Origin of the sequence: Methanolobus sp. ZRKC4, from assembly GCF_045291305.1 — an archaeon.
GTDB lineage: Archaea > Halobacteriota > Methanosarcinia > Methanosarcinales > Methanosarcinaceae > Methanolobus.
Window position 1 is genome coordinate 807,690 of record NZ_CP146983.1, and the last position, 12,620, is coordinate 820,309.

Consider the following 12,620-nt stretch of genomic DNA (forward strand, 5'->3'; position numbering starts at 1 on the left):
GTACCCGGTACAATGAAAGGAAACCTGAATCTTCCGCTGATCTGCCTTGTAGCTTTTTTTGCGATGTCGGCAGGCGCACTGCTGGGTCCTGTACTTCCTTTCATGGTAGAACCTTTGAACACATCCCGTGCAGCCATAGGTCTTGTGCTAGGGATGTATACTTTTTCTACAGCTCTTTTCATGCTGTTCATCAGTGCTATAACAGATAGTGTGGGAAGAAAGAAGATACTCGTACCATGCCTTCTCATAAACGGAGTTGCCGGTGTAGCCTGCTACTTTGCACCGGATTTTGAGACATTGCTTGCCCTGAGGTTTATTCAGGGAATCGGTATCTCGGGAATGCTGCCAATTGCAATGACGATGATAGGGGAATTGTATACAGGACTTGAAAGAGTCAATGCAATGGGAAAAATGAGTATGACCACAGGCATCGGGGCAGTTTCTGCTCCTCTTATAGGTGGTATACTTGCTTCATACGGATGGAATGTTCCGTTTCTCTTCTATGGCCTTTCGATACCTCTTGCAATCATTGTAGTATTTGCCCTTCCTGAAACAAACCCGCATGAGAACAGAACACATAACACGGAATCAATAATAAAAACTCTCGCTGAATTCAGAATCCTTTACACTATTGTACTGAGTTTCTCTATATTCTTCCTGCTCTACACAATAGTCATCTACGTTCCCTTTATCCTCAAGGACAACTTTGGTTTTAGCGTAAAAGAAGCAGGACTTGCACTTGGTATTCAGGGAATAGCAATGGCAATGATCTCATCCCGTGCCAGATCATTTTCAGCAAGATATGGTAAACAAAAGTTGTTAATAGCGGGTTTTATCATAACAGGTATCGCTCTGGGTGGCTTCATATTCGCAACATCCCTTCCTCTGGTTCTTGTCCTGATATTTCTCTTCGGGATTGGATTTGGAATGGTGCAGCCCCAGCTGAACACTCTCGCAACCCAGGTAGCTCCACCTGGAATGATGGGAAGTATTGTGTCAGTGTTTAACATCATGAAATATGCAGGACAAACCGCAGCTCCACTTGTACTTGCAGTTGTGCTATTCAATAGCGATCTGCAGATAGTCTTTGGCACTTCGTGCACGTTTGCATTTTTGATCGCATTTTCAACGTATTTCTTTAAGGATATCTATGAGAGTCTAGATGGATGAGATTCATTCCCACGAGCCTGTAACTTTTCCTTCCAGTGCCATCTTTCCCATCACTTTCCTGTAACGTTTGCTGACAGGCGAGGTTGTGACATTTGCATAAGGCGTGCCGGGAAGTGGTGTGAGATAATGTGAATGTACGTGACCACCCTTTTTACATATCCACTGAATGAGTTCAAGGCTCATGTCCTGTTCTTCTTCAGTCTCATCAGGGAATCCCACCATGAAATCCACAACCGGGGTGATGCCGTGGTCAAAACAGAGTTCAATGCTCCGAACAACATCATCAACGGTGTGTCCTCTCAGGATGCTTCTGAGAATGCGGTCACTTCCGGACTGTGCTCCCAGGCTCACTTTGGTATTGGTGCAGTACTTTGTGATGAGCTCCAGTGACTCGTCAGTGACGAATTCCGGCCTGACTTCTGAGGGAAATGTGCCAAAGTAGATTGTCTTTCCTTCCATCTGGTGCAGATTTGAAAGTAAGTTTTCAACCTTGTCAAGTCTTGGATGGATGCCGTCGCTTCCGTATGCCAAGGCATTTGATGATGTAAATCTGAGGTCTTTATAATGCTTTGCATATTTTACAATAGAGTCTATACTCCTGTGCCTTACTTTTCCCTCAAAGAGTCGGGGTGTCTGACAGTACTTGCACCTGAAAGGGCATCCTCTGCTTATTTCCAGAGGTGACATGAGGATATCTGGGTCAAAACATGGATACTTATCAAGGTCAACAGGTTCTCTTTTACCTGTGAAAATGGTTTTGTTGTTATTGTCCTTGTAGGCTATCCCCTTAATCCGGGAAACATCTTTGCCTGAGCTTATAGTTTCTACAAGTTCAGGTAGGGTTTCTTCACCCTCACCAATGACAACGTAATCGAAAAGCTCTAATGTTTCCTCCGTTTCTCCGGATGGATGTGGGCCGCCTGCTATAAATATAGAATCAGTGCTTGCTGTCTTAATTTCCCGAAAAACAGATTCAGCCTGCCTGGTGGCAAAGCTGTATATCATTATTCCGTCCTGGGGCTCTTTGGCTTTTAAAGCACCTGGAAGGAGGGGAGCCAGCGCTGCGAGACTGTATGCATTCTTCTTATTCCAGCGAAATGAGACGTCCATGAATTTCAATCTCACGTCTCGCTAATCTCTATAAATGAATCTGTACTGTTGACGGTTACCATGTCACCGTTCTTCAACAGTTCGAAAGGATCGCTTTCCAGCCTGTCCACAAGAGGTATCTCTGATATTATCGCTCCCACTGCCACAATGGGTTCGGATTCAAGATTGATCATTGCAGCAGGGGCAACATTATTCTTGAAAAGTTGATAAATGACATATGAGCCTACTGTGGAACCTTTCCCGTGCGGGAAAACAAGGACTTTTCCGCTAATGGACTGGCCATAGAGTTCGTGTTGAGGTTCTACAATTTCTCCGGTTTCAGGATCGACGTTTCCAAGGAAGGATATCGGGTCGTGGGTAAGGAGCACTTCTCCTTCTGCAACGCCTCTTGCGATGGTCCTGCAATTAATTTTCATCGATAGCACCTGCCTCTTTTATGCAATCTTCAATACTCGCATACTTCGCAGCCACCTTACACATGCTTGGCACATAGGCAAGCGCCTTTCCGGAATTCACTGTAATGGAGCTATACTTGTTGGTGGCGGGGGATACCACCATGCATGTGTCACACACAATCTTTGCACCACTCTTCTCTATCCTTTTCACAAGGTCAGGGTATCTCTCGGCAACTTCCCTTGCGGTGCACACCCACATTTCCTTTTCCAGTTTCTTTCCGTAAACGAGTCGTGCTATCTTTTCCAGTTCTTCAGGAGAGCAGTGTGGACATCCTACGGTTATTATTTCACTTGACCATATGTCACTGTTAGTTTCATAGACCTCGTCTATCTGTCCTCTTTCAACAGGAACTATTTCCTCAGGTTTGGTGAATTTGTTCCTGACAGCCTCCGGTGTGACCCCTTCTACGTGATACAGAGCAACAGCCCCGGATGCTGCAAGGGCTGCACCAAGTGTCTTGAGCTCATCATTGGAAGGATGTCCTTTCATGGAAAAAATTGGCACACGACTACCGATTATCTTTCCCGCGACATATCCCAGGGCACCGTAATCAGAACCCGACAATTCACAGTCAACAGTGACAGCGATTACAGGCTCACGCATCTCATCAAGGTGATATCCATAATTAGCAGTCTTTCCCACAAGTGCGGCTGAGAGTGCGGAAGGTCCGCCTTCCCTGTTTGTCCTTGCGCCAATGACTGAGTTTGCATAGGACACTGCGGATGATTCACTCCAGGCCAGGTGGTCTCCTAACTTTGCATCAAAACCCTCAAGGTAATAAGGTGTACAGGTACATTTTGTCCTGATGCCAAGTCTTTCATAGGCATCTATGATCTCCTGCTGTTTCCTGGCAAAATTCGGCTCAATTCCCATCTCCTTCCATCGCAGCATATCCATGCCTGCAGGGTTGAGTATCGCAGGAATTTTCACCTTGCCCTTGAGATCGGATATCCATTCCAGTCCTGCATCCCCTATGGTTTTGTAGGATACGCCAGCTATCTGGGCGCTTTTGACAGGTATCAGGCTGTCGGCTTCGTATATGTCTCCCAGTGCCACAAGTATTTCAATGGCTTTGCGCAGGCTTTCGCCATACTCCCCTTCAAGGGTCTTTTCTTCTTCCTTTGTAAGGTACATTGGAATCCCGTCGTCTTTTAGAGTAATCAGATTTGATTTACTCCGGCATCTTGGCCCTTTCGAAGTTCTGTGCCTCTGCCAGCACTTTTGTTGCATCAATACCAACTTTCGTGGTTGTCCCGTCAGGCGCTCCTCTAGGGTCAAGGGAACTTCCACGGACATTGGGTATTATCATAATGTCCATATCACCTTTTACCCTGGTGGCAACGGCAAATTCTACATCTTTCATATCGAAGATATCAATGTCTTCATCAACCACAACCACATGCTTCAGGCTCGTGTGACTGGCAAATGCAGCCATAATGGCATTCTTTCCGTCTCCTTCGGTCTGTTTCTCTATCTGGACAACAGCATGCAGGTAACAACATCCACCTTCTGTGAGCACTACATTCTTTACAGTAGTCACCTCACTCACTGCCTTGAATATCCTGGGCTCATAAGGCACTCCCATCATAAGCAGGTGCTCAGGTCCGGCAGGCAGTATGCCGTGGTATATGGGGTCTTCACGGTGCAGGATTTTTGTGATATGTATCACGGGTTCTTTCCTTACAAGATCGTATGTGCCGGTAATATCAACAAAAGGTCCTTCATCAACCCTTTCTTCAGGGTCTATATATCCTTCGAGGACTATTTCGGCGTGTGGAACCTTTATACCATTGCTACACTCGACCAGTTCAATGGGCTTACCTTTGAGTGCAGCTGCATAGTTGAATTCTTTACCTGCAGGTACTCTTGTAGTGGAAGCATAGGTAACAGCCGGATCTGCTCCAATAACGATTGCAACTGGCAGTTTCTCTCCTTTTTCAGCAGCTTTCTTGTGCAGCACATAGCTGTGTCTCGGAGCTACCAGTCTTGCAGCAAGCCTGTTCTTATCAACCACAAGTAGCCTGTGGATAGCTGCATTCATTACTCCTTCATATTCGGTAACGACCACTCCGGCAGTGATGTAGGGTCCGGCATCCTTTTCGAAATGTGTCATTATAGGGAGTTTGGTGAGGTCCACATCATTTTCCACAACTTCTTTTGTTGGAGAATTATCCACCAGGACAACTTCACCCTCGGGGCTTATTTCCGAAAGTTTCTGTATTATCCTGTCCTTTTCCACACCGAGCATCGCTGCAAGCTCATCTCTGGAGCCAAGGACATTCATGATAGCTCTGTTGCCATCGATATCCTGGAAAAGCACAGGAGCATCGGTCTGTCTTGCAATACCCGGAGCTTCGAATACTTTCGAAACAGGACGTGTGATCTCGACCAGTTTCCCGTTTTCCTTGAGTTTTTCTATAAATTCCCTCATTTTATCATCCGTGTAAAAATTATAGTATATTAGTGAGTAATCTCAGTTTGGACTAGCATATGAGCCAATTATATTTGAATGCATATACTAAAAGAGAATGTGTGAATGCAAAATCGTTTCTGATTTAAATTATGATGGTACCAATTAAGTACACAAATGTAGTACTAAAACATAGGTAACTGAAATGACAACAAATGAAAGTATTAATTGGATAATTGACAACAAAGAGTGGTTGTTTTCTGGAATTTTGGTTGTTGTATTTTGTAACTATTCAGCCTACCACAATTAGCCTATTGATACTGATTTAATCAAAACGGAGATGTTTGCTCACTAACAACCTAAGAATCAAAAAAGCAATCAATGGCAACAATCAAAATTAATGATCCTAATAAAATGTAGGTCTCAACTTTTTGTCAAGATTGCTATTGATAGTGTTTTTATCAGGCTGAATAGTTACTGTATTTTTATCATTGTTTACTGCTTTCAAAAAACTCTTTCTAATTCTATTTAGTAGAAACGATTCAAAAGCTTCTCAAAGAGACATTAAGGAAATGGACTATCTTGTAGCACTTCTTTATTCTAAAATAGGTCAGAAATATATCTTTATGAAAGGTGCTCCTGGCTATCGTGTAAGTTATCTCAAAACTGATAAAGAGTATTTTGAATTTTGGGATAATATTAAAAAACACGGCTTTGGTAATTAAACATCGTTATATAATATGATGGCCTCTTTTTATATATGAATTGTCCAAAGTGTAAGAGTTCCAGTCATAAGAAGAACGGTAGGATTGATGGTCGACAACGCTACAAATGCCATGATTGTGGATACAACTATTCAGTAGATATAAAATCCACCGCTAGCCCCGTATCTGTTAAGCGACAGGCTTTACAACTCTATCTGGAGGGGTTGGGATTTCGTTCAATTGGACGTTTTTTGGGCGTTAGTCATGTTTCTGTTCAAAAATGGATTCGAAAATTTGGTAGTGAATTAGAGGATCTAAAAAGTGAAAATGAGATTTCTGTTGTGGAATTGGACGAGATGCATACTTATATTGGGAATAAAAAAACTACTGCTGGATATGGATTGCTGTTGATAGATATGGGAAGAAATTCATCGATTGCTCTTTTGGCAGCAGAGGAACAAAAACAGGACAAAAACTCTGGAAAAAGTTAAAGACAAAAGAGGTTGGGGAAGTAATGACGGATTATTGGAGGGCATATGCCAAGTTAGTCCCCAGAAACATCCATACTCGATCAAAAGCAGAAACATATACTGTTGAAGGATACAACAGCATATTTAGGCATTTCCTGGCAAGACTAAGGAGAAAGTCAAAGTGTTATACTAAAAGTCTTGAAATGCTAAAAATCTCCGTTTTGCTCTTGATGAAATATAGGAATAAAGAACTAGCTATGTTTAATTAACAATGCCATAATTCTTTTTGATGATTCTAATGAACTGCATTATACACCGTTTTTTATTTGCAAACTGATATTCGTTTATATTAGTGGGCTATATATATTCAGTAGCTAAATATAATCATTCTTTATGCACTTGTTTGCTCTGTAAAAACTCGACTTCATGTATTTTAACACAATAAGTTGAAAATGATCAACCCATAGGGTACTCTTTTATTCAAATGAGAATTTCTACGGGGACCATTCATGCGACAGGATTTGTAAAAGTAGCTAAATTCAACTTTCTGTGAATATTCTTTCTTTTTTTGAATTGATTTTGTAACTATTCAGCCTGATAAAAACGCTATCAATAACAATCTTGACAAAAAGTTGAAACGTAAATTTCATTCGGATCATTTATTTTGATTGTTGCTATTGATTGCTTTTTTGATTGTTAGATTGTTAGTGAGCAGACATCTCTATTTCGATGAAATCAGTACCAATAGGCAAATCGTGCCAGGCTGAATAGTTACTTGATTTTTTAATTTCAGTACTCAAATATTAGTCTCGCTAAAAAATATCCAGAATATTTTAGCAAGATGTATAGGACGAATCCACGGTTACTGTGTAACGATATATAAAATATATCATGGCAAATAAATACATTCGATTGAACAATTTTGGTGGTACTATGAGAAAGATGAACGTATTATTATTGCTTGCTGTTTTGATACTCTCGATGACACATACAGCAAGTGGACAGATGACAGAATTCCCTGATGGATGTTACTGTGTAGAACTTGTAGGTGATTATGGGACTAGCACTCCTGCAACAGATCACATTGAAGTGACTGCAAGGGTCTGCAAATCAGGGGATGATATTGATGTTACGGTCCTAGAAAGTAACCCCGAAGTTACAATAATCAATTTAGATATTATTAGTCTCTTTCATGAATAAATTACATTCAGTGCCACCGGCAGTGCAATGGAGGATACATTTGGTGGATTAATGACACTCGAAAATATAGGAAACAGGGAGTATCAATCTGTTTCTCCAACTGTTTTTTTGCTTAATGAAATTCCAGTTAACAGTGAATTAACTGCGACAATAGAAGAATGTGAACAGGAAATACCAGAATTCCCAACTGTTGCTCTTCCAATGATGGCAATCATAGGACTGGCATTCTTCATACAGCGCAGAAAATAATAATCTAAAAATCGGGGACATAAGCCCCTTATTTCTTTTCTTATATGAGCCGCAATTAAATTATTTATCCACTGCTTTTTCTGGGATAGGTTCTTTTTTAATGTTTTGTGCATCTCTTTTCCTGAACCAGAGCTTGCGGCTATAGTAATTAAGAGGATGACTTATCTTTTTGCACATTTCATCCGGAGCGTAGCAGTTACCATAAGTCTGCATGGTTGAACAGGAGGGTGGTTTGTAGTTGGTTCCCGAAGAACCGGCAATATGCTCTACCTGATACCTGGCTTTTTCAATATCAAAATCAGGAGATGTAGTAAACAGGTTCATAATATCATCAACAGACATGCCAATAGTAAGGAGGAAAGCAGTCATTGCAAATCGCATGGAATGTGCAAGGTTCACACCTGCCTGTGTATTGGCTATGGCATGAGTTATACAAGGGGGGAACAGATCAGTTTCAACAGATTCAAATTCAGAGTCACCAAAATTGCTTTTTTGTTCTTCAAGAACATCACTGACTTCCTTTATATATGATTCACATTCCTGAATAAGCTCATTGGAAGCTGGCATTGGCAGATTATGAGCAATGCGATCTTTTATAAGCTCCTGTAAAAGACGTGCAAACTCTTCCCTTGATACATTTACATTACCATGATCCAGTTTACGATTGACCAGTTTCCACTCAATTGCTTTAAGAGAACTTGCCATCCGGATATATGAGGTGAAATGTAGCTTAAATCCAGTTTCACTTTCATCTGCATTAACTCCAAAATCAAGGGCAAATTCCCTGAGAAAACCAAGGTCCTGCGTTTTTAAGATTCTATAGGAAGCTACCGCTTCCGCAAGACAGTACCGGCGTGTCAGAAAAGAATCATCAATGCACGAGACAAGTATTCTTGAAAAAGGATAGGAAAGCAATTCCAGCAAGATATTCCGTTCATCCGAGCTAGAGAGATTAGGTTTTATAATTTCACCTGATATCGCCTGCAAAACACGTTCTTTGCCACGGAAGCGCGCTGATTCCATGGCCCGGGACGTAACCAGGCGATCAAGAGATATTCCGAGGTCCTTTACATGCAAGGATGCCCCGGAAGTATAAGGATATAATGCAAAGTCCTTTTCATCCATAGATCAATCAGATTCGATTCTTGGGGCAAGAAGATAACCAACCTTTCCTGCACCATTTGCAATAGAGAATGATATCTTTACAGGGAAATCTTTGCCAATTTCCACCGTTATCTCGTTGGAGCGGGATGCCGGTTTTACAATATCTGATAGATAGTCCAGTGAGAACAGGGAGCGTGCTTCACCAGATTTCATGTCGATAAGCTTGTCACGGGACATGTCAAGACGAACACGGTCAGTATCACCTTCTGCTTCCATGTAGAACACATCGTCATCAATTCCAAGCAACATATGATCGCTTATCTTCTCAGCTGCTTTGACCGCCCTCTGAAGATCCTTGCCATTGAGGACAACCTCAGCAGGAAGCTCTAGTTGTGGTATTCTTGGCTCTGCCCTGATAGTTGAAGGATCAAGTAATGCAAGGGTATAAGAAAGCCCACCAAGGTGGAGTGACATTTTCTGGGACATCTCGTCCAGTTCCATAACAACTTTCTCGTCCTTGCCTGCAACACCAAAAATATCATTGATCTTTGACAGGTCCATGCCAATCTCACAATCATCAGCACTAAAATCATCAAAAGCACTGGAGCCAAGTTCAAAACTGACCATGGCTACATTTGCAGGGTCTACTGCCCGGACAGTCATTCCTTCAGGGGATATCCTGAACCTTGCCTCATCAACAAGAACCGAAAGAGTTTCAATTGCAGTTTTTAAAACATCTGCATCAATAGTTGCCTTGAACATCTAAATTCGCCACCAATTATTCAATTTTAAGATCATTATATCTAATAAGCAATATATATTTTTTTCTAATTATTTTGAGACTAAACAAATGATATCACAAATACCATGAATTTAGTCATATTCACGCCAGGTACAGCCGCATTTCGTGCATTTGAAGAAACGTGTTTCTGATTCATCTGCAGACCTAAGTTGGCGCAACCACCAATAAGCAACGTTATGACCACATTCTTCACATCTGGCAGAGGTTGTTGGGAGTCCCTGATCAACATCACCTTCAAGAACAGTAACATCTCTATTTTCCCTCGATGCCTTTGATACTAAAGCCTCTGAACCAGCCTGCTTTCCTTTAACGTACCCACATTTTTTGCACTTTAAGGAATCACCTGAAGGAAACATCATACTTTTACATTCGGGACAAAATTCCATAAATATCACTTCTCGCATTTTCTATTATTAAGTTATGGTCAAAAGCCATTTCTGGTATGTTCTGAATATCGAATAACTGTACTCCTTTAGCATCCGTATTGGCTTTAGGGATACCACTTCCAAGTACCAGATAGACTATGCTCACCGTGTGCCCGCGAGGGTCACGCGAAGGTTCAGAATATACTCCAAGTAACTTAACTATTTCTATTGTAAGCCCTGTTTCTTCATTAACCTCACGTTCAACGGCCTTTTCAGTTGTTTCACCGACATCTACAAAGCCACCAGGAAGGGCATATTTTCCTTGATAAGGGGCATTTTTCCGCTCGATCAGAACGATTTTTCCGCTCAATATGATTACTGCATCAACTGTAAGTTTAGGGGTACTGAAGGACATGGGGAACAAAAACTTAATAGACTACATCAAATATATAGAAGCCATACCTATTAAAGGTGTGCTTAAATGATTGAGAATATTCTATGGATTGCTGTGGTTTTTATGCTTGTGGGATCAATAGTCCCTAAGAGTGTAAAGATGCGCAGAGTAATATCTGCAACTGGATGGGGATTATTCTCCATACACTGGTTCTACCAGCCATTACACTATATTGAGATTAAGGATTACTTCAATGTAGCCCTTGTCATTGTAGTTGGAATTGTGTGTCTTATAATAGCATATACTATGCTGAAAGAATACAACAGCAAGGATGAAAAAGGTCCAAGCCCGGACATAACGTCCATGGCAACCAGTGCAACTGCTCTTGGTTCGCTGTTTTATTTCCCCTTTGCACAAATGGATGTTCTGAATGTGTGGATAATAGGCCAGGTGACTGATAATGTGCTGTGGATGATGCATTCACTAGGATTGCCTGCCAAAATGGTTGCATGGAACAAGATAGCTCTTAACGGATATCAGGTAGAGATCATACTTGCATGTACAGCCATCGAAAGCATAGCGCTTTTCATAGGGCTCATTGCATCTGCAAACGCACCACTTAAGAGACAGGTTGCGGCATTCATGGCATCAGTGCCCGTGATATACATCCTGAATATAATGAGAGATGCTTTTGTAATTGTAGCTTATGGTTATCAGTGGTTTGGCCCGGATAGTTTTGAGATTGCCCATAACACGATCGCAAAGATTGGATCAGGTATTGCATTGTTTGTCGTTGCATATGCGGTTATGCGTATTTTGCCTGAACTCATAGATCTGATAGAAGGAATCTGGCTTTTGGTTACTGGATTCATTCAGAAGTTATTCTATAAAGTAGTAGGAAACCAATAAATGCTCGCTAAAGGTTCTTTTCCCTGGATATTGACATCCATCACTGCAAGTGTGGTCAGTTTTCTTGCATACCTATACAACATTCCATACGCAGGAAAAATTGCACTTTTGGCCATATGCGTGACAATCTTTTTCCTCTTTTTTTTCAGAGATCCAGAAAGGGAAATAGATGTGCATGAAAAACATATGCTCTCCCCTGCTGATGGAAAGGTTATGGATATAAGGGGCAGGAAAATATGCATATTTATGAATTTTCAAAACGTGCATGTCAACAGGGCACCTATCAAAGGTAAGGTCCACACAATAGAGCACAAGAAAGGAGGATATATCCCCGCTTTCTGTAAGGATTCACATCGTAATGAGAGGAACCATGTCCTCATAGAGACCCAACATGGGATCGTAGAGGTTATACAGATTGCTGGTACTGCCACCAGAAGAATTGTATCCTACGTAAATGAAGGAGAGGACATAATGCAAGGGCAGCGTTTTGGAATGATTCGTTTTGGATCAAGAGTCGATGTGACCATCCCTGAAAACTTTGAAATCGTAACTAAAATAGGTGATCGGATGTTTGCCGGTGAGACAATAATCGCTAGAATCAAATAAAGGAAGTGAACCAGATGCTCCATACTTTGAAATTACCCGATTTTGTCACCCTCCTAAATGCATTATGTGGAGTAGCAGCTATTCTTCTTTTGCTGGATGGTTTTACATACCTGTCCCCGCTACTCATACTAATTGCTGCAGTTGCGGATGGTCTTGACGGTCATATTGCCAGGAATTTCTCATCTAGTGAAATAGGAAGTAATCTGGACTCACTTGCCGATGTTATATCCTTTGGCGTCGCACCTGTTATTATTACATATGCATTTGCAGATAACAAATACATTGTTCTGCCCGCATTGCTACTTTACTTTATTTGCGGAATTCTGAGGCTTGCCAGATTCAATACAATGGATACAGGGCATAATTCATTTAACGGTTTACCCATTACCGCCGGCGGAATTGCTATATCATCATATCTGCTCATGGGTGAGCGATTTTTTTCTGACAATATTGTGATTGCTTTAACGCTGATATTTGGGATTCTAATGATAAGCAATGTCACATATTTTAAAGTAAGAAACCAAAAGATGCTCGTAATACTCACGATTATCTTTGCAGCAACAATCATTTCATACAATGTAAACATTGACTACACACATATAATGGCAACGTTGCTGTCAGGACTTATGGCAATTTACGTTGTATCACCCATAATCAAAAGAACTACATGA

Annotated in this window: 15 protein-coding genes; 7 read left to right on the forward strand and 8 right to left on the reverse strand. The window is 41.3% G+C overall.

Translation table 11 applies throughout. The features are described from left to right. Positions 1-12 precede the first annotated feature (12 nt). Complete coding sequence (locus V7O67_RS04225) at positions 13-1,170, forward strand: MFS transporter (protein WP_406670993.1); 1,158 nt, start codon at positions 13-15, stop codon at positions 1,168-1,170. A gap of 3 nt (positions 1,171-1,173) precedes the next feature. Here V7O67_RS04225 and V7O67_RS04230 read toward each other — a convergent pair whose 3' ends face one another. The 4 genes from V7O67_RS04230 to V7O67_RS04245 are packed head-to-tail and all read right to left on the reverse strand — an operon-like array spanning position 1,174 to position 5,167. Then, positions 1,174-2,280 carry a TIGR04013 family B12-binding domain/radical SAM domain-containing protein gene (locus V7O67_RS04230; protein WP_342306404.1) on the reverse strand — a complete coding sequence of 369 codons (1,107 nt, stop codon included), beginning with the start codon at positions 2,278-2,280 and terminating at the stop codon, positions 1,174-1,176. A gap of 11 nt (positions 2,281-2,291) precedes the next feature. Continuing rightward, complete coding sequence (locus V7O67_RS04235) at positions 2,292-2,696, reverse strand: DUF126 domain-containing protein (RefSeq protein ID WP_406670995.1); 405 nt, start codon at positions 2,694-2,696, stop codon at positions 2,292-2,294. Continuing rightward, positions 2,686-3,870, reverse strand: a complete 1,185-nt coding sequence (locus V7O67_RS04240; protein ID WP_406670996.1) for an aconitase X — start codon at positions 3,868-3,870, stop codon at positions 2,686-2,688. The genes V7O67_RS04235 and V7O67_RS04240 overlap by 11 nt, the downstream gene beginning before the upstream one ends. A gap of 37 nt (positions 3,871-3,907) precedes the next feature. Continuing rightward, positions 3,908-5,167: a UbiD family decarboxylase gene (locus V7O67_RS04245; protein WP_406656516.1), complete on the reverse strand. Its 1,260-nt coding sequence runs from the start codon at positions 5,165-5,167 to the stop codon at positions 3,908-3,910. Positions 5,168-5,906: 739 nt separating this feature from the next. On the opposite strand from V7O67_RS04245, the gene V7O67_RS04250 reads away from it, so the two are divergent. From V7O67_RS04250 to V7O67_RS04260, 3 genes are all read left to right on the forward strand, one after another. After that, positions 5,907-6,589, forward strand: a protein-coding gene (locus tag V7O67_RS04250) for an IS1 family transposase (RefSeq protein WP_342303728.1) whose coding sequence is annotated in 2 segments (ribosomal slippage) — positions 5,907-6,233 and positions 6,236-6,589 — 681 coding nt in all. Because the reading frame shifts where the segments join, the coding sequence is not laid out codon by codon here. Positions 6,590-7,253: 664 nt separating this feature from the next. After that, complete coding sequence (locus V7O67_RS04255) at positions 7,254-7,520, forward strand: hypothetical protein (RefSeq protein WP_342306052.1); 267 nt, start codon at positions 7,254-7,256, stop codon at positions 7,518-7,520. A gap of 51 nt (positions 7,521-7,571) precedes the next feature. After that, positions 7,572-7,769, forward strand: a complete 198-nt coding sequence (locus tag V7O67_RS04260; protein ID WP_342306051.1) for a PEF-CTERM sorting domain-containing protein — start codon at positions 7,572-7,574, stop codon at positions 7,767-7,769. Positions 7,770-7,829: 60 nt separating this feature from the next. On the opposite strand, the gene priL is transcribed toward V7O67_RS04260, so the two are convergent. From priL to V7O67_RS04280, 4 genes are all read right to left on the reverse strand, one after another. Beyond that, complete coding sequence (gene priL / locus V7O67_RS04265) at positions 7,830-8,894, reverse strand: DNA primase regulatory subunit PriL (RefSeq protein WP_342306050.1); 1,065 nt, start codon at positions 8,892-8,894, stop codon at positions 7,830-7,832. Positions 8,895-8,897: 3 nt separating this feature from the next. Beyond that, the gene (locus tag V7O67_RS04270) at positions 8,898-9,635 is read right to left on the reverse strand and encodes a DNA polymerase sliding clamp (RefSeq protein ID WP_342306049.1); all 738 of its coding nucleotides are present in this window, start codon (positions 9,633-9,635) and stop codon (positions 8,898-8,900) included. A 111-nt stretch (positions 9,636-9,746) separates the two neighbouring features. Continuing rightward, positions 9,747-10,061 (reverse strand): transcription factor S, encoded by a 315-nt coding sequence (locus V7O67_RS04275; RefSeq protein ID WP_342306048.1) that lies wholly within the window; start codon positions 10,059-10,061, stop codon positions 9,747-9,749. After that, positions 10,039-10,455 carry an NUDIX hydrolase gene (locus V7O67_RS04280; RefSeq protein ID WP_342306047.1) on the reverse strand — a complete coding sequence of 139 codons (417 nt, stop codon included), beginning with the start codon at positions 10,453-10,455 and terminating at the stop codon, positions 10,039-10,041. Before V7O67_RS04280 ends, V7O67_RS04275 begins: the two co-directional genes overlap by 23 nt. 66 nt (positions 10,456-10,521) lie before the next feature. Here V7O67_RS04280 and artA point away from each other — a divergent pair, with 66 nt between their 5' ends. The 3 genes from artA to V7O67_RS04295 are packed head-to-tail and all read left to right on the forward strand — an operon-like array spanning position 10,522 to position 12,620. Beyond that, positions 10,522-11,343 (forward strand): archaeosortase A, encoded by an 822-nt coding sequence (artA, locus tag V7O67_RS04285; protein WP_342306046.1) that lies wholly within the window; start codon positions 10,522-10,524, stop codon positions 11,341-11,343. Continuing rightward, positions 11,344-11,949, forward strand: a complete 606-nt coding sequence (locus V7O67_RS04290; RefSeq protein WP_342306045.1) for a phosphatidylserine decarboxylase — start codon at positions 11,344-11,346, stop codon at positions 11,947-11,949. A gap of 26 nt (positions 11,950-11,975) precedes the next feature. Further along, positions 11,976-12,620, forward strand: coding sequence for an archaetidylserine synthase (locus tag V7O67_RS04295; RefSeq protein ID WP_342306044.1), 645 nt, complete (start codon positions 11,976-11,978; stop codon positions 12,618-12,620).